At 42.2% G+C, this 17,974-nt stretch carries 20 protein-coding genes; 5 read left to right on the top strand and 15 right to left on the bottom strand.

Going from position 1 to position 17,974, the window contains the following annotated elements:
• Positions 1-6: 6 nt before the first annotated feature.
• Positions 7-702, bottom strand: coding sequence for a GntR family transcriptional regulator (locus B4C48_RS03855; protein WP_291354305.1), 696 nt, complete (start codon positions 700-702; stop codon positions 7-9).
• 352 nt (positions 703-1,054) lie between these two features.
• The gene (locus B4C48_RS03850; protein ID WP_291354304.1) at positions 1,055-1,864 is read right to left on the bottom strand and encodes a sulfite exporter TauE/SafE family protein; all 810 of its coding nucleotides are present in this window, start codon (positions 1,862-1,864) and stop codon (positions 1,055-1,057) included.
• A 30-nt stretch (positions 1,865-1,894) separates the two neighbouring features.
• Here B4C48_RS03850 and B4C48_RS03845 point away from each other — a divergent pair, with 30 nt between their 5' ends.
• Positions 1,895-2,653, top strand: coding sequence for a biotin--[acetyl-CoA-carboxylase] ligase (locus tag B4C48_RS03845; protein WP_291354303.1), 759 nt, complete (start codon positions 1,895-1,897; stop codon positions 2,651-2,653).
• 9 nt (positions 2,654-2,662) lie between these two features.
• A complete protein-coding gene (locus tag B4C48_RS03840; RefSeq protein WP_291354302.1) occupies positions 2,663-3,400 on the top strand; it encodes a type III pantothenate kinase in 738 nt (245 codons plus the stop codon).
• Here the strand turns inward: B4C48_RS03840 and B4C48_RS03835 are convergent.
• The 3 genes from B4C48_RS03835 to ffh form a co-directional block, all read right to left on the bottom strand.
• Positions 3,379-3,966: an RBBP9/YdeN family alpha/beta hydrolase gene (locus B4C48_RS03835; protein ID WP_291354301.1), complete on the bottom strand. Its 588-nt coding sequence runs from the start codon at positions 3,964-3,966 to the stop codon at positions 3,379-3,381. The two genes, B4C48_RS03840 and B4C48_RS03835, sit on opposite strands and share 22 nt — an antisense overlap.
• A gap of 161 nt (positions 3,967-4,127) precedes the next feature.
• Positions 4,128-4,703, bottom strand: a complete 576-nt coding sequence (locus B4C48_RS03830) for an RBBP9/YdeN family alpha/beta hydrolase (protein WP_291354300.1) — start codon at positions 4,701-4,703, stop codon at positions 4,128-4,130.
• Positions 4,704-4,897: 194 nt separating this feature from the next.
• Positions 4,898-6,301, bottom strand: coding sequence for a signal recognition particle protein (gene ffh, locus B4C48_RS03825; protein ID WP_291354299.1), 1,404 nt, complete (start codon positions 6,299-6,301; stop codon positions 4,898-4,900).
• 138 nt (positions 6,302-6,439) lie between these two features.
• On the opposite strand from ffh, the gene B4C48_RS03820 reads away from it, so the two are divergent.
• Entirely contained in the window at positions 6,440-7,246 is an 807-nt protein-coding gene (locus B4C48_RS03820) for a cytochrome C assembly family protein (protein ID WP_291354298.1), read from the top strand.
• Between the two features lie 211 nt (positions 7,247-7,457).
• Here the strand turns inward: B4C48_RS03820 and B4C48_RS03815 are convergent, their stop codons facing one another.
• The gene (locus tag B4C48_RS03815; RefSeq protein WP_291354297.1) at positions 7,458-7,808 is read right to left on the bottom strand and encodes a hypothetical protein; all 351 of its coding nucleotides are present in this window, start codon (positions 7,806-7,808) and stop codon (positions 7,458-7,460) included.
• A gap of 186 nt (positions 7,809-7,994) precedes the next feature.
• On the opposite strand from B4C48_RS03815, the gene B4C48_RS03810 reads away from it, so the two are divergent.
• Positions 7,995-8,930 (top strand): tRNA dihydrouridine synthase, encoded by a 936-nt coding sequence (locus B4C48_RS03810; protein WP_291354296.1) that lies wholly within the window; start codon positions 7,995-7,997, stop codon positions 8,928-8,930.
• Between the two features lie 49 nt (positions 8,931-8,979).
• Here the strand turns inward: B4C48_RS03810 and B4C48_RS03805 are convergent, their stop codons facing one another.
• The 7 genes from B4C48_RS03805 to rpe all read right to left on the bottom strand — a co-directional run bounded on the left by B4C48_RS03805 (position 8,980) and on the right by rpe (position 15,130).
• Entirely contained in the window at positions 8,980-9,636 is a 657-nt protein-coding gene (locus B4C48_RS03805) for a nuclease-related domain-containing protein (protein ID WP_291354295.1), read from the bottom strand.
• A gap of 35 nt (positions 9,637-9,671) precedes the next feature.
• Complete coding sequence (locus B4C48_RS03800) at positions 9,672-10,154, bottom strand: methylated-DNA--[protein]-cysteine S-methyltransferase (RefSeq protein ID WP_291354294.1); 483 nt, start codon at positions 10,152-10,154, stop codon at positions 9,672-9,674.
• Positions 10,155-10,189: 35 nt separating this feature from the next.
• On the bottom strand, positions 10,190-10,507 hold the full coding sequence (gene sugE, locus B4C48_RS03795; protein WP_291354293.1) for a quaternary ammonium compound efflux SMR transporter SugE: 318 nt from the start codon (positions 10,505-10,507) through the stop codon (positions 10,190-10,192).
• Positions 10,508-10,742: 235 nt separating this feature from the next.
• A complete protein-coding gene (locus B4C48_RS03790) occupies positions 10,743-11,657 on the bottom strand; it encodes a copper resistance protein B (RefSeq protein WP_291354292.1) in 915 nt (304 codons plus the stop codon).
• Positions 11,644-13,548 (bottom strand): copper resistance system multicopper oxidase, encoded by a 1,905-nt coding sequence (locus B4C48_RS03785; protein WP_291354291.1) that lies wholly within the window; start codon positions 13,546-13,548, stop codon positions 11,644-11,646. The genes B4C48_RS03790 and B4C48_RS03785 overlap by 14 nt, the downstream gene beginning before the upstream one ends.
• A gap of 45 nt (positions 13,549-13,593) precedes the next feature.
• Complete coding sequence (locus B4C48_RS03780; protein ID WP_291354290.1) at positions 13,594-14,049, bottom strand: hypothetical protein; 456 nt, start codon at positions 14,047-14,049, stop codon at positions 13,594-13,596.
• 394 nt (positions 14,050-14,443) lie between these two features.
• Positions 14,444-15,130, bottom strand: a complete 687-nt coding sequence (gene rpe, locus B4C48_RS03775; protein ID WP_291354289.1) for a ribulose-phosphate 3-epimerase — start codon at positions 15,128-15,130, stop codon at positions 14,444-14,446.
• 147 nt (positions 15,131-15,277) lie between these two features.
• Here rpe and B4C48_RS03770 point away from each other — a divergent pair, with 147 nt between their 5' ends.
• Complete coding sequence (locus B4C48_RS03770) at positions 15,278-15,553, top strand: DUF2218 domain-containing protein (RefSeq protein ID WP_291354288.1); 276 nt, start codon at positions 15,278-15,280, stop codon at positions 15,551-15,553.
• 40 nt (positions 15,554-15,593) lie between these two features.
• Here B4C48_RS03770 and fghA read toward each other — a convergent pair whose 3' ends face one another.
• Entirely contained in the window at positions 15,594-16,430 is an 837-nt protein-coding gene (gene fghA / locus B4C48_RS03765; RefSeq protein WP_291354287.1) for an S-formylglutathione hydrolase, read from the bottom strand.
• 11 nt (positions 16,431-16,441) lie between these two features.
• Positions 16,442-17,854 (bottom strand): C13 family peptidase, encoded by a 1,413-nt coding sequence (locus B4C48_RS03760; RefSeq protein ID WP_291354286.1) that lies wholly within the window; start codon positions 17,852-17,854, stop codon positions 16,442-16,444.
• Between the last annotated feature and the right edge of the window lie 120 nt (positions 17,855-17,974).

Raw genomic sequence — 17,974 nt, 5'->3', positions numbered from 1 at the left:
TCCTGATCAACGTCGTGAACGTCTTGCCCATGCAAGTTCGATTTGTTTCATCCGTGTTAGAGATTCCAACACAAGGTTGCGCAAGTGTCGACAAAAATCATCCATAAATAAAGTAGCTTGTTGTGATTTTCGGATCAAAACTGCATCAGCCACCAACTTAAACAATTCAAATGATTCCTGCAGTTCGCGATGCGAGATATTTAAGGTTAAAAAATAGCTACGACGCAGTGAAGGCAACAGTTCCTGGTAGACCTTCATTAAGTAAGCATTGCCGACCATTTCATGCTGACGTGACAAGCCCTGAAAGATTAAATCATAAAATTTTTCAGTATGACCCTGACGTGTTTCTTCATGCAATTGGGTCAATAACGCCTGAATTCTTTCGGCTTCATGAGTACGCCAGGTTTCTGCCATGCGCTGCACAATCTGTCCGCTGAGCAAGGCACACATTTCAAACAGGGCACGCACCTGTTGGGCAGACATTTCCGAAACAATGGCACCACGACGAGGATAAATTTCGATCAGCTGCGTACGTTCCAGCAGCAGTAATGCTTCACGTACCGAACCACGGCTGACATCCAGTTCAGAGGAAATTCGCAATTCCTGAATGCGTTCACCCTCAACCAGTTCACCGCGAATGATTTGCTCACTAATATGCTTGGCAATTTGCTCGGACAGGCTGTCCTTTTCTTGTTCTTGCATACTGTTCCTATCTTGTTTTTATAAGATACAATGATGAAAACTTTAGATAAATCTTGATTGTTACTTTCTTTTTTACTTGATTTTAGCTGCAAAAAACATGACATTGTCAGACAATTTTCCAGTCTTTAAAGCCAATATCAGTTTGTGATGAACGGATTGAATAAAACTTTCTATTCCCTTCCATGATCTATTCCCGAGACCAGCTCCATCATAACTGTTTCATTTAAATTACAAAATAAAATTCATTTTTTTGTTTTGTCAGATTCCAAAAACAGCAGGCTGAACGACACCAAGGTGCGTATGCAAAAACCATAGCACACCTTTTCATCTCTTTTATATTGTTTTTTTAAAATTAAAAAAAGGTCGAAAAACCTTGATAAATAAAATATGAACCCACTGTGGCCAATAGGCAGGCAAAACATCTTTTCAGCATGGCTGGCGATAACTTATGTGCCACTTTTGCCCCTAATTTCGCCGTGATAAAGCTCATGATACTAATGCCAATAAAGGCATAAATATGTACGTAGCCAATGCTATGCGGTATTTCAGTTTCAGTATTAGAGCCAAACCACATAAAGCCCAAAGCACCTGCAATGGCAATCGGCAAACCGCCCGCCGCTGAGGTGGCGACCGCTTTCTGAATCACCACACCATGGCGGCTTAAATACGGAACAGTCAGACTGCCACCGCCAATACCAAAAATAGCCGAGGCAATTCCAATGCCTCCACCTGCAAGCATTTGCATGCCTTTTTTAGGTAAATGCTGATTCGGATCGACCGGCTGGCTGGCACCAAAAAACATGCCATAGGCAACCCATATGGCAAAAAATCCAATCAGTAATTGCAAGCCTTGACCCGACATATAGTCGGCAATCCCGGCACCCAAAAATGAACCTAATGCCAGGCCCGGTGCCAGATTACGGAATACATCCCAAAGCACTGCGCCGCGTTTATGATGCGCCGTGACCGAACTGATGGAGGTCACAATAATAGTCGCCAACGAAGTACCTACAGCCAGATGCATAATCACTGAAGCATCATAATTTAACTGCGTAAACACAATATATAAAATGGGTACAATAATCAGGCCGCCACCAACCCCAAACAGTCCAGCAGCAAAACCAGCCATTGCACCAATCAATAAATATATGATTAACTCCATTATTCACTTTCCACGATTGCTTAGATTTAAATGGATTTAGAGACCAGACAGTTGCAAAAAATCCTCGATGATGCCCATCAGCTTCCTGAAGTTTTGATACTGAAACCGGTTACCACATCAACCAATGATGATGTACGTGAAATTGCACGTAAAGGCATGCACAGTGTTCTGGTTTGCAGTACCCGGCAAACTCAAGGTCGTGGACAGCGTCAACGACAGTGGGTATCCCCTGAAGGCAACATCTATTTAAGCACATTGCTGAATACCCGAACAGCCATTGATGGCCGGCTTGCACTTGAAATTGCACTGAATATTTTGCAAATGCCGAGTCTTAATACGCTTAAGCTGCAAGTCAAATGGCCGAATGACCTGTACAGTCTGCAAGGAAAATGGGGCGGTATCCTGGTGGAACCGATTTCCCCGCATCAAGTCATTGTCGGGGTCGGGATTAATCTTGAACCTGTACCACAAGCACAGATTGACCAGCATGCAACCTCTCTGCGCGAGCTAGAATTAGAAGATATTTCCCGTATTCAGCTGATTGCAGAATTGTATATGGCCATTCAGCAAGCCAGTGAATGGTTTGATCATGACTGCCCTAACCTGGCTGCACGCTTTAATCATTATGCGGCTTTTAAAAATCAGGCGGTTGAATTTGAGCATCATTCAGGGCTATGTTCAGGCATCTTCCTGGGCATTCAGGATGATGGCTCCGTAAATATTGAAACCGCTGAAGGTTTAAAACAATTTTATCAAGGGCGTTTACGCCATCTGGACACTCCTGCATAGAGAAATGCAATGAAGAATTTATGGCTGGATATCGGCAATACCCGACTCAAATACTGGATCACTGAAAATGATCAGATTATTGAACATGCTGCGGAACTGCATCTGCAATCTCCTGCCGAGCTGCTCCTCGGTCTAATCCAGCATTTTAAAAGTTTGGATCTGCATCAAGTTGGAGTGTCTTCGGTCCAGGACAAAAAAAACAATGAACGCATCCAGAAAATTCTCAAGTTTTTAGATGTGCCGGTGAGCTTTGCCAAAGTGCATGCCGAATATGCGGGTCTACGCTGTGCATATGAAGATACCAGCAAGTTCGGTGTAGACCGCTGGTTGCAAATGCTGGCTGTGGTCAACAATCCAGAGCAAAAATATTGTGTGGTCAGTTGTGGCACTGCACTGACCATTGACCTCACCGATGGCTTGCAACACTTGGGTGGTTATATTCTGCCGAATCTATATTTACAGCGCGATTCCTTAATTCAAAATACCAAAGGCATCAAGATTCCCGATGCTACCTTCGATGAGCTGACCCCGGGTCGCAATACCATTGATGCAGTTCACCATGGCATTCTGCTCAGTCTGGTCAGTACCATTGAAAAGGTCTTAGACAAGTATCCAGGCAAACTGATTTTAACCGGTGGCGATGCTCCACTCTTTGCCAAATATCTTGGTCAATATCAGCCAAGTATTGAAACCGATCTACTGCTCAAAGGTCTGCAAAATTATATTTATTCCTTGGCTGAAGCCTGATTTTGTCGAATTAAATAGGGCTGGATCACTTGCCAGACTTCCGGCAGTTCAGTACAGCCCTCGGAGTCGATAAAATGCCCCTGATGCTGGGCCGCAATCAGTTCGGCATCCAGACTTTTGGCCTGTTCAATACTGAATTTGGGCTGAACACGGTCATCCCCTTCCGAATAAATCACCACACGATGTTCAATCTGGCGTTTTAATAATTCAAGATCAATCTGCGCAGCGTCGATAAAAGGATTTACTTCATCCAAGCGTCCTAGACGGCCATTAAAACCGGCAATTAACACCAGCTGTTTTATACGCTGATTTTTTAAATGTTCAGATAAATAATGCAGTGCCGCAATAGTCCCTAGGCTATGCGCAATCACGATAGTGTTTCCATCCAGACCACCTGCCTGCTGTTCTATTTGTGACGTCCATACTGACAACTTGGGATGGGTTGAAGGATCGAGGCGCAAAATATTCAAACTAAAATGCTGTTCATTAGCAAGTTGCTGAAACCAGGGATACCAGTTTTCTTCCGGGCTGGCCGTATAGCCATGTATGACAATCACTTGAGCCATTATTGTTGTTCCATTTCCTTAAGTCGCTCTAGTGTGCAATAAGCTCAGCCTGAATAAAGTGATTCATTTGTTGCTCTTTTTATAAAAATGAATTGCCGAATGTAGACACTCGGCAATTTAATCTATCGCTTGCACAAAGATTGCAATAGATTCCAGCCAGATTAATGCAGCAGCAGAGGTTTGAGTACATCCCAGACCTGGTTAAATTCATCGAAACCATCACTGCGCATAAAATGCCCCGCATAATTTACCTCCTGCATCTGGGCATTAATATAATGTCCTAGCAATAAAGCTTTAGGCGGTGACACATAAGGATCATTGCAGGAAAACAGTAAAAACCGGGTCGCAATCTGTTTTTGTAAAATGGCCACGTCTAATTTTGCCTGACGGATAAACCCGTCCAGTTCGGGCAATGCGGTGAGTTTATCCTTAAAACCGGCTACCAGAATCAGTCCTTTAATTTGGGTTTGATTGAGTGCCTGAGTTAAAAAGTGCAGGCTCGCAAGACAACCTAAACCATGCGCGACAATAATACTGTTCGGATCTAAATGAGGTATTTGCAGCGCTAATGCTTGTTGCCAGCTCTGAAAATTGGGTGCGTCGGGATCGGGCAATAACAGTCGTCTGGCCGAATGACCTGCATGCTGAATCTGCTGGCTCAGCCATGGAAACCAATGATCATTAGGGGAAGCTTGATCACCAGGAACGATATAAACTTTCTTCTGAAATTGTGACATATCTTTTCTTCTTATGACAAATTGTTTATCAGGTCATCTTTTAGAATTATTTAATTATCATATGCTGGTTAGAATTGAAAAATCCAGCCTGTTCGTCACAAAATAAACCGCATTTGTCTAAAGATTTTTAGGACAAGCCCAATAAAAAAGGCGCATTACGCGCCTTCTTCTGATGGATTGTTAAAGCTCAATCTTTATTTCTGATCTTTATTACCGAATAGTGGTCCCATACCGCCGCCACCAAACTGTTTTTGCATGCCACCCAATGATTTCAGCATTTTTGCCATACCTGACGGATTGGCAAATTTCTTCATCATTTTCGCCATTTGCGCATGCTGTTTAATCAGTTTATTCACTTCTGAAACATCCATACCACAACCAGCAGCAATACGTTTTTTACGGCTTGGATTCATCAAATCCGGATTGCGGCGTTCTTTAATGGTCATCGACTGGATAATCGCTTCCATTTTCTTCACTTGCTTCTCTGGATTTGCCTGCGCAATCGCATCTTGAATACCGGAGTTGCTCATGCCTGGAAGTTTATCCAGGAAGCCCATCATGCCGCCCATTTTGTTCATCTGTTCAAACTGCATCAGCATATCTTCAAAATTGAAGCTACCGCCTTTTTGCAATTTTTTCGCCATTTTTTCGGCTTTTTCTTTGTCGACTTTACGTTCAAGTTCTTCGACCAAAGAAAGTACATCACCCATACCCAAGATACGCTGTGCGATACGCTCAGGATGGAATGGCTCAAGTGCATCGAGCTTTTCACCCATACCCAGGAACTTAATTGGCTTGCCGGTAATTGCACGAACTGAAAGCGCCGCACCACCGCGTGCATCACCATCCGTTTTGGTCAGGATCACACCGGTTAACGGTAAGGCATCATTAAAGGCTTTGGCTGTATTCGCCGCATCCTGACCGGTCATTGCATCGACTACGAACAGGGTTTCAGTTGGCTTAATTGCAGCATGCAGCTCTTTAATCTCGTCCATCATGTCATCATCGACATGTAAACGACCTGCAGTATCGACAATTAAAACATCAGCAAACTGGATTTTTGCCTGCTCAATAGCACGGTTGGCAATATCAATTGGTTTTTCATTGGCATTCGATTCAAAGAAGATCGCGCCAACTTCACCTGCAACAGTCTGAAGCTGTTTGATTGCTGCTGGACGGTATACGTCGGCAGAAACCATCGCCACTTTTTTCTTTTGACGTTCTTGCAAGAAACGTGCAAGTTTTGCCGCCGTGGTGGTTTTACCGGCACCTTGCAAACCTGCAAGCAGTACCACCACAGGAGGTTTGGCTGCTAGGTCAAGGCTCTCATTAGCCTCACCCATCATTTTGGTCAGTTCGTCATGTACAATTTTGACGAACGCCTGGCCCGGTGATAACTGAGTCATCACTTCTTGGCCCAATGCCTCTTCCTTAACTTTCGCGATAAACTCACGAGTTACAGGTAACGCCACATCGGCTTCAAGAAGTGCCATACGCACTTCACGTAACGTATCTTTAATATTGTCTTCGGTTAGCTGCCCTGAGCCAGTAACATTTCTTAAACTCTGCGTGAGTCGTTCTGTTAAGGTATCAAACATTGCAAAATCCGCTTAAAATAGCCATGAGCAAAAAATTGTTTCTTAAAATAGAAAATTTATGCATAAGATGCTATAGGATACTGTAGTTCGCATCGAATTTATATAAATGAATATTCATCATCCTGAAAAAGGTTTGACATGATTAGCCTGCCCTTGGTTTACACGATCTTAGCATTAATCGCTTATACCACATCTTTCTGGTATCTGTTTATCCACTTAATGTCAAAACGTGATCCCAACCATTGGTTTTTAGGACTTGTACTCGGGTTAGGATTATTGTTGCATGGCGGTGTTCTGTGTAACGATATGCTGACACCTTCCGGTATCAATTATGATGTTTTTGTGCTGATGTCATTTACTTCAGGCTTGATGTTGTTTCTGAGCTTACTGTTTAGTACCTTCCGCCCGATTTTGGCATTGAATTTACTCGGCATACCGGTTGCCGCTATCGGGCTGATTTTAGGTTTTGCCTTAAGCAAACCCAATCAGGTAATTGAACAGCATTCTTTGGGTTTAGACATTCATATTATTTTGTCTTTATCTGCCTATGCGGTTTTGTTGATGGCCACCATTCAAGCCGTGATTTTGTGGTTTCAGAACCGTGAATTAAAGAATAAAACCAAAAGACTGTGGGTCAATTTATTGCCTTCATTTCAGGCGATGGAATCGTTGTTATTTGATTTAATCATTACCGGTTTTATCTTGCTGACTTTAGCACTTGTTTTTGGCTTCTTTACCATTGAAAATTTCTTTGCCCAGCACTTAGCGCATAAAACGGCGTTTAGTATTATTTCCTGGTTTGTCTATGGCTCACTGTTGATTGGCCATTATAAATTTGGCTGGCGCGGTCAAAAAGCGATTCGCTTTACCTTGATTGGTTTCTTCTTATTGGCAGTGGGTTTTATTGGTTCCAAGTTTGTACTGGAAATGATTTTGGGGAAATAAGATTCTTTTGTTCAGTTTGCCTAATTAAAAGCGTGGAACAATGATTAAATAATAAGCGTGGAACGTAAAAAATAAAGAAGTTACCGTCCTGCTACCCTACAGATCTGAGTAGCAGGATCTAATACAATGATATAAAAAGAGAAATATCCAGCATTTCGTATAACGTGTATTATGTTAATTTTAAGAAAGCTTGAAAAATAAATGATATTTTCTATCCCAAAAGATCACCATATCCCCAAATTAATGTACCAACTATTGTCATAAAGCTACCTGTATACAAACCTCGTACATCTAATTTTATTTGATCATGCTCTTCAATTTCTTTAAGCGTATCTCCAAGTATCGTCCCCATATCCTTATTATTTTGCTGTTCTATATATTTCTCAACTCCCATTCGAAGTATAGGTCTTACACTAAGAAGGATTCCGGCCATTGTTACAATAGAACCTGATCTTCCAAACCAATGCCACTCTCCTGTGATATAACTTGCTGTAAGTGATGCACTAACAGCACATATAGGAAGAATTATAAATAAGTAAATATTTGATAAAATTTTATTCAAAAAATCTTTCCTTTAAAGTTAAAATACCTTTTTATATCTCTGTTTTATTTAACACAAAATCCTTTATCTCCCTATAAATATTAAATCCTGCACATCACAACACCATCATTCAAAGACCTTTTCCTAGACAACCCACCCAAAAAAACGTATAACACCGTTTTTCAAATTTAACGGGTAAACATCACTGTGAAACTCATCCTTGCACCCATGGAAGGCTTAACTGACCCAATTATGCGTGATGTACTCACGTCTGTGGGCAGCTTTGACTGGTGTGTAACCGAGTTTATCCGTGTGACCAACTCTGTATTGCCAGATCATATTTACTATCAATATTGCCCAGAATTACTCAATGATGGCAAAACAGCATCAGGTACACCTGTGCACGTGCAGTTCTTAGGCAATGATCCGGAAATGCTGGCAGCCAATGCCATTCGTGCTGTTGAACTCGGTGCTCCTGTGATTGATATGAATTTTGGTTGTCCGGCAAAAACGGTAAACCGGCACCGTGGTGGTTCAGTACTGCTGGATGAACCTGAAGTAGTCCACATGCTGGTCAAAGCTGTTCGAGATGCTGTACCTTCGCATATTCCAGTGTCTGCCAAAATGCGTCTCGGCTATATGGACCGTAACTTTACTCTGGAAAATGCCCATGCCATTGAAGATGCTGGTGCTTCCTGGGTCACAGTGCATGCCCGTACCAAGGCTGAAGGCTATACCCCTCCTGCATTTTGGGATCAGTTGCAACCTATTCGTGAAGCTTTAAAAATTAATGTGATTGCCAATGGTGAAATCTGGAACAATACAGATGCCAAACAATGCCAACTTGAATCTGGCTGTGAAGATTTGATGATAGGCCGAGCTGCTGTGACTACGCCCGATATCACCCAATGTATCCGTCAAAATACTGATGAAGCCTTAATCACCTGGAATGAATTATTGGCTTTGCAAATTCGTTTCCTGAATGGCCCCTATAAAAAAGAAGTGAATATGGTCGGACGCTATAAACAGTGGCTCGGCATGATGTCGAAGCATTATCCTGAAGCTAAAGAGTTGTGGAATGAGGTCAAAAGGATTAAAGCCTTGACTGAAATTATTGAAAAATTAAATGTCTTAAAGCATTAAAGTCAAAAGCCTTTGAATATTGAAAGGCTTTTTTATCTAGTTTTTTACTTTAGTTACTTTCTTTACGCTGTCTTAAATTTTCCACATGCATTCGATTGGTTTTCCATGATTTTTCAAGAACCTCTTTTTCAATACGCAGCTTGATGCGCTTGAGTTTCATGGCCGGAATCACTTCATCCTGAAAACCTTTAACGTAATCTGTCCATGCTGCCCCACGAAATACATTACTAGGCATGGCTGTTTTAAACTCACTCTCAGGCATAAACACAATCACCGAATGCATGTACTCTGGTTCAACAATATCGGAGAGTACATCTTCAAGCACTTTCATATGTTTATAATTCTGATGCAATGGATTTTGAAATTTATAACTGTTTTTATAAATCTTTTGCGTCCACATTTTTTGACGTTCACCACCAAAAATCCAGCCGGTATAATTTTTGGTTTCAATCACAAAAATGCCAAACGGACTGAGCAGAATATGGTCAATTTGCGTCGTTCCCGATTGCTCATCTGGCAAAGTACAATCATTTAATAAAATATATTGCGGGTCTTTCAAATACAGTTTGACGTGTACCGCTACCGCCAATTCCCCTACTTTACCTTTAATAAAGGGTTTAAAAACCTTAAGGATACCTATTACGATAAAAACAAGAATGATCCACCAAAAGCTCGACCCAAGTTGCGCAAATATCTGACTCAACATTTTATTGATCTTTATTTTTTATAAGATTTTATAATTTAAATGACTTTCTCTAATTTTAACAGGATATCTTTATTTTCCAGTCCACCGGCAAACCCGACTAATTTACCATTTGTTCCGACCACACGGTGACACGGCGCAATAATCGAAATCGGGTTTTTACCATTGGCCGCACCCACTGCACGAACCGCTTTCACATTTCCTACTTGCTCGGCAATATCGCGGTAACTACGGGTTTCCCCAAATGGAATACTCAGCAAGGCTTGCCAAACTTTCTTCTGAAATTCAGTACCTTCAAAATCTAAAGGCAAATCAAATTGCTGGCGTTTTCCAGCGAAATATTCAGTTAACTGCTTTTGGGTTTCCAACAAAATAGGATGATGCGTCTGTTCAATCAGTTCAGCTAAACGAACCCGTTTAGGATGTTCATTTTCCCAAAGTACTGCTACCAAAGCCGTGTCATTGGCCACCAGTTTTAAGCTGCCTACAGGAGAAGCCATTTCCATAAATGCCAGTTTCATTGTCTACTCCTGCAGTGAAATAAATGATCCAGATTTTATGATGATGACAGTTTCATCAGCACTAATCCAGAAATAATCAGGACTGCCGCCAGCATGCGCATCGTCGATGCAGGCTCACCTAATATAAACACCCCAAGCAGAAAAGAACCGACTGCACCTATACCGGTCCAGATGGTATAAGCTGTACCCAGTGGCAAAGTGCGCATGGCATAAGCCAGTAAAGCAAAGCTTAAAATCATGAAAATAACAGTAATGATACTGGGAGTTAAACGCGTGAATCCTTCTGAAAGTTTCATGGCATAGGCCCAGACAATTTCAAAAAGACCCGCTAAAACCAAAACCACCCAAGCCATGACGACTATGCTCCATTTGATTAGAGTCAGGTCGTCCTGACGAATTTTCTCAGTGCAACGATACAGTCGATTGCACCAAGGGAGGTCGTTCCTCCTTTAACTGAGTTAATAATTATATAATAGTTGAGCCAAATAGGTGCTTGTTTTACATATTTTGATCCATCACTCACCTTAAAAGTGCAAATAAAAATGCGACTGGCCTAAACCAGTCGCATTTTGAATCTTCTACACAAAACTAAAATTTAAAACGAATCCCTGCACCATACAGCCATTCATTTTCAGAAGATGATTGTTGCTGCCAAGCTGTTTCTTCATTGCCCTTGTTATAGCTGTATGCAACATCGACAAAAGGCATGACCTTTTTATTGATTTCATATCGCGTTTCCAGCCCCAGTTGCGCGGTACTTAAACCGGATTTTTGTGCATAGCTGGAATCATCACTCAATACCACATTCAGATCCAGATAAGGCTTAACAATCAGCTTTTGCGTCAGTAGCACATCGCGTTCGGTTTCCAAGCTTAAAGATGTTTGATTATCCTGCCCGACATAGAGATAGGCATTGGTTTCAAAGAAATACGGTGCCAGTCCATGAACCCCAATCACGGCATCGACCTGATCCGGATCGACTTCACGATTCTGGTCATTGCGATAGCGCAGACCGGCCTGAACATCCCAAAAATCGGCAACATTGCGACTGTATAAAACCTTGGCATCGTACTCGGCTTGCTCTGATTCAGCATCATCGGCATGAACTTTGATAAAAATTTTATTTTCATCTGTACCGATTCGGGTTTCCAGTTCCGACTTTAAAACACCTTCGCCATCATCATTGCGCAGCCATTTACTTTCAACCGTGGTTTGCTGATAAATCTGTCCACCATGTTCTTTGATATGCTCGGCAGATGCAGCATCATTTACGTTCGCATTTTCATCCTGTACAGATGGCGCTGCTTTAGCTTCAACAAGGGTTTGGGCTGTAGTTGACACGACATGATGCTGTGAATGATCGACCGGTATTTCATTTTGTTGTGAAGTCTGCGTTTCCGCCATCGGCATGGTTTGATGACTTGGCTGTGCAAAACTTTGTCCAGATAACAACAGTAATGAGGTACTCAATGTGCTCATTGCAAATAGATTAATGATGCGCATGTGAGTCTCCTTGCTTTGCTGAGTTTGAGGTAGATGGTGTCGGTGCTTGATTTCCATCGACATTCGCCACCACCAGTTTACTCATCATTCCAGATGACATGTGATACAGCAGATGGCAATGGATTGCCCATTCACCCAGTTCATCCGCAGTGAGCAGCGCAGTGACGGTTTTACCTGGTGGTACAATCAAGGTGTGTTTATTCGGCATATTGGCGCTACTTTGCCCATTTTCCAGCTGCATAAACATGCCATGCAGATGCATCGGATGCGCCATCATGCTGTCATTAATGAATTTCAAACGGATACGTTCGCCATATTTCACCTGTAACGGTTCAACTTCGGTAAATTTCTTGCCGTTGATGGTCCAGATATAGCGTTCCATGTTGCCACCCAAACGCACTTCCAGTTCGCGTTCTGCCGGACGGGTATCCGGTTGTGGGTTTAATGATTTCAAATCGCTATATTGCAGTGCCTTATGTCCTGCCGGAGTAGACGCATTTGCCCAGCCATAAACCACTTGGGTATTTTCATTTAAGGCTGGTTTCACCGAGGTATGTGCAGAATGATTCATTCCTTGTTGTAGTTCTGAATCAGACTTTGCTTGATGTTGTGAATGGTCATTCGTATTCGACTTGGTGTGGTTCATTTGCGAATGATCCATGCCAGCCATGTCATGTTGCATGGATGAATGATCCATCATTTGATGATTCATTGAACTTGCACCACTATTATCTTCGCTGCCTTGATACTTACTACTCTGATGATCATCCATCTGATCATGATTCATGTTCGCATGATCACTTGATGATGAGCCATGTCCCATATCTTCCATCGTGAGTAATGCACGTGGACGTGGCTTAGGCATATGAATCGCATGCGTTACTGGAGCAGTTTCATTATGCAATGACCCAATGGCAAAACCGCTACGGTCAATCGACTCGGCTTCAATCTGATAATGATTGGCTTTTGGCTCCGCAATCACATCATAAGTTTCTGCAGTACCGATTCGAAACTCATCGACCGGCACAGGTTTAACTGGCTGCCCGTCAGCACTCACTACGGTCATTTTCAAGTTGGGAATACTGACATCATAAAATGACATGGCGGAAGCATTAATAAAACGTAAGCGGACTTTTTCATTCGGCTTAAACATGCCGGTCCAGTTTTGTTCTGGCGTTTTGCCATTGATCAAAAAGGTATAACCGGTAACATCAGACAAATCGGTTTTCAGCATGCGCATCTGATTCCACATGGAACGATCTTGCCAGGTATTTTTTAATCCATCACGTTTGACCTGCTTCCAGACATCCGACAAAGTTTCACGCCGATTTTGATAGTATTCAGCCGACTTTTTCAGGTTCTTCTGGATTTGGTCACTGCTGGATTGATGAAAATCGGACAGCATCACCACATAATCACGATCAGCCTGTTCATGCGCTGCTAGCGGCTTTTTCCCTTTGGGATAAATCACCAGAGCGCCATACAGTCCATCCTGTTCCTGTCCTTTAGAATGCGCGTGATACCAATAGGTTCCATTTTGACGAACTTTGAAACGGTAGACAAAATCACTTTGCGGTTTAATGCCCTTGAACTGGTTAAAACCGGGTACGCCATCCATTAATCCCGGCAACAATAATCCATGCCAGTGAATGGAAGAATCCTGATTTTTAAGTTTGTTATGCACATAAATCACGGCATCGTCCCCCTCTTCAAATTCCAGAAGAGGCGCGGGAAACTGACCATTGACCGTAATGCGTTTTAAGGGTTTTTCGGTGATATTCACCATCTGTTGATCAATGTTCAGGTGATATTCTTTGACCGCAGCAATCGCCCACGATGATGACACTAAACACACCCCGACTAAGAGGCTTTGAGTTAATTTAATCGACATGACTTAACCTGTAATTTAAAAATAAAAATGTTTTTTAAATCAAGATTAAGCTTTGGGAGGGCGTAAGATCTGCTGCCAGAAGCCGCTTAAATGCTGGGCTGAATAATCAAAATTGCGCTGTGGATGTTCTTGAACTTCTTCTAAATGCACTAAATCGGATATTTGTGAATCCAACCAGACTGTTAAACTCTGACAGTGCAATGGTACACAATCATTACAGCTAAAATGCTGTTGTTGATCACCCATATCCTGATGACAATCTTGATCATGCTGTACTTTTAGCTGATCAACAGGATGATGCTGCATGTCCGGTAGAGTTTTGACTGAATCATGGCAACCCGACATGGTCGTCATGGGCATTTTATCTTCATGCTGAACCGTCAATTCACTCATCATTTGCTGATGCATAGGCTGTTCAAATGCCAAGACAGCATTACTCCACCCGATGGCGAAAACCATCAGGAACACAAACCAAGCCTGTTTGCATAATGAAGTTAGCACAGCATTGTCCTTAATTAATCCACAATAAAAGATAAATCATGTTCTTTTGATTTGAGTTTAATAGCATAACCAAGATCCAAGTTATGCACAATTTTTAAGTTTATGCTAAACAGTGCCAAATCCCGCTGAATAATGCCAACTTAAACAATAAAGTTATTTTTTAAACAGTTTTATTTTTAAGCATAGACGAATAAACCACCATATTTTTTAATAGCTTAACAAGCTAAAAAAGGACTCATTTGAGTCCTTTTTATACATTTAATGTCTAATTATTAAACTATTGATCTACAATTGTTTATAAACTAATCAAGTTATCCATACAGTTATCTACACAGATATCCATATGGTTATCCATAAAGTTATCCACAACTTAGCAATCATTAATTGTAGATTATTAGAGATTAACTGAGCCTACTTTTGCCAGTTCTGAGCGCATTTCATCAATCACAGCTTTATAATCCGGCTTGCCAAAAATCGCCGAACCTGCAACAAACATATCTGCACCAGCTTCAGCAATTTCACGAATATTGGCTGGCGTCACTCCACCATCTACTTCCAAACGGATGTCACGGCCTGAGGCATCAATGATCTTGCGTGCCTGACGCAGTTTATCCAAAGTCATGGGAATAAATTTTTGACCGCCAAAGCCCGGGTTGACACTCATCAACAAAACCTGATCGACTTTGTCCAGCACATAGTCCAGATAATGCAAAGGGGTTGCCGGGTTAAACACCAAACCTGCTTTGGCACCGCCCGATTTGATTAACTGTAAAGAACGGTCAATATGATCCGAAGCTTCCGGATGAAAGGTAATAATATCAGCACCTGCTTCGAGAAAATCGCCAATCATACGGTCTACTGGTGACACCATAAGATGCACATCAATCGGTGCCTGAATCCCATATTTTTTTAATGCCTTGCATACACCTGCACCAAACGTCAGGTTAGGAACGTAATGGTTGTCCATCACATCAAAATGTACGACATCTGCACCTGCAGCAAGCACATTTTCAACTTCTTCACCTAAACGGGCAAAGTCGGCAGATAAAATGGAAGGTGCAATTAAATATGGCTTGGACATGGGGAGAACCTGGCTATGCATTTGAATTGATTTTTCACATTATAACAAATTGAACTTTGCTGCTGTGATTCAATCTACATCTGTTGCGATTTAATCGTATTCATTTTAAATCTGCTATTTTGACCTAAGCGCACAAGGTAAATGAGAATGAAAAGTAATACACAAATTATCACATCAGAAGCAGCCCGTATCGCCAAACGATTACTCAATCACTGGAAACATAAATTTGAAGTCTCTGAAACTGAGGAAGATTTCAGTATTTTTATGCCGGACGCGACTGTTAAGCTAATACCACAATCCACCCTATTATTGGTTTCGATTGACAGTTCATTAGAAGACTTAAGTAGACTGGAAAAAGTGGTGCTGGACCATTTAAGCCGAATGGCACAGCAAGAATTTACTGCTACATGGCAACATCAATAAAAAAGGGAGAATTAAATTCTCCCTTTTTTTGAATGAGTCATTAGGCTTCGAGTTGTACAGCATGGAATTGCAAATGATCATCCATAAAGGTTTGAATGAAATAATATCCGTGATCATAGCCGGCATGTTCACGCAAGGTTAGGGATTGCCCTGCTTGCTTACAGGCCTGTTTAAATAAGGCCGGATTCAATTGTGCATAGAATTGATCTTTAGATCCTTGATCAATCAAAATTTCTGTAAACAATGCCCCTTTTTCTTGAATCAAGGCAGTGGCATCATGCTTTAACCATTCATTTCGATCTTCACCCAAATAATTCGAAAAAGCTTTTTCACCCCAAGGGCATTGGCTCGGCGCGCAAATCGGAGCGAAAGCAGACACCGATTTAAATTTTTCCGGGTATTTAAAAGCCAGTGTCAGTGCACCATGTCCGCCCATGGAATGCCCGAAGATTCCGATAGCATCTGCTTGCACTGGAAAGTTTTGCTTCACTAGCTCATAAAGTTCATCGGCAATAAAACTTTCTATTTGATAATTCTCAGCCCACGGTGCCTGAGTCGCATTGATATAAAATCCGGCACCCTGACCGATATCCCATGAATCCCCTGCTGCAACTTGTTCACCTCGGGGTGAAGTGTCCGGACTAATCAGGATCAACCCCAGCTGGGCTGCCAAACGTTGCGCATGGGCTTTAATGGCGAAGGTTTCTTCAGTACAGGTCAGACCCGCCAAATAAAACAGCGCAGGACAGGCTTGACCGGTTAAAGCCTGATGCGGCAAGAAAATTCCAAATTTGGTCTGCCCTTTTAAATTGTTAGAATTAAAGGCATAAATTCGCTGTTCCCCATCAAAGCATTGATTAACTTGCATCAATTCCATCATTATTTTCCTTATGGTGCTGCCACACTTAATTGTGGAGTTTCTATCTTCATATCTGTCTGAGTTGTAGCAGGAAATAAGCGTTGCTCGAGCTGCGGCAACATAAATTCCATATTCTTGCCGATCGACCATTGCGGTTCAGAAGCTTCAAACCCTTGAGCAGTTTCCCATTGTGCTACCGTTTTCTTGGTCTGCTCAAAAGCCCCTTGTATAGACATCTGCTCGCGCATCGCCTGATCAAAAAAGGCCCGGCCAAAATAAGTATAATCCGCTTCATTGGAACAGCCAAAAGATGCCCGGTCAGCCGCAGAGGCGGTAATAATTAAAGTATTATCATCCTGCAAAGCGGGAACAAAACTCCCTGAATAACATGCCGAAATCACGATCACGCGCCAACGAATACCGGATTTGTCCAAAGTTTCTTTAAGCCATTTAGGATCGACATCATTTAAATCGATCGGATCATTTTCCATTTCAAACTGATTCGGCAAACCGTGTGAAGTCATGTATAAAAATAATACATCACTTTCTTTGTTCATTTGCTGCCCGATACGGCGCAAGGCCATTTCCATACTGGTACGTGAAGCAATCGGCATTTGCGTTCGGGTTTCGGGATTATTAATCAGCGCCATGGAACGGCCAAAAGTTCCAAAACGGGTATCAAATTGTTCTTTAATCCGTTCAATTTCCGACTTAAAGACATCTTGATAACCTGCACCGGCAACCCCTAAAAAGTACCAGTGCGACTGGGCAAATTCACCGTATTGAATTGATTCCAGCGACTTGTTCAAGATACGGCTTTGTGCATAAAAAGCATCTTCAGCAAAGGTTGGCGGGGTTTCTTCAACTTTCCAGATCGGCTGACTTTTCACCGACATTTGCCAGACCACAAGAGTGAATAGTGTCGCAGCCACAATTAGCGCCCGCTCCCACCACGGCCATTTCAGTTCACGGGAAAACACCCACACCACAGCCAGACTTTGCCAGACAAACAGCACCATGAAGATGGTCGGCAAATAGTCATAGAACAGGTAAGGCAAGACATCAATATAACCCAGATACTGGATCAGGCTTTGCAATAAGGCAATATGGGTATCCAGTACCAGCCACAACAAGGCGGGTACCAGCATCAGCCGGGGATTATTGATCCGCTGGGAAAGGAAAATACCGACAATAAGCGCAATAAAAGGCCATAAAGCATAACTGATCAGGCCTTGCGGGTTAAATTCCCCGATCTCCTCCGCACTGAGCCAGCTAAATAAACTGTTGGCACTGCCGCCCAAAATCCCCCAAAAAATCAGTTGCAGGATCGATGGCCGAACAATTTGCAAAGAACGACGCGAACCCAAAAAAAGCCACATCCCTGCAGTTTGGTTGCTCTTAAAATCATGCCAAAAATTGATGGAGGGTTTAAAGTCGATCATAGGATTTCAGGGTGGTTGTCGCTCGCGGATTTACCGGTCTAAGTTTATGCTTGATGGAATTTTTATCAATGCTGCTTTGGAACTATATAACAAATTAATGCACATTATTGAATCAATTAC

This window comes from Acinetobacter sp. UBA3106, assembly GCA_002365595.1.
Lineage (GTDB): Bacteria > Pseudomonadota > Gammaproteobacteria > Pseudomonadales > Moraxellaceae > Acinetobacter.
Note: the sequence above shows the minus strand (reverse complement) of the source record. Positions and strands in the feature narration are given on the sequence as shown.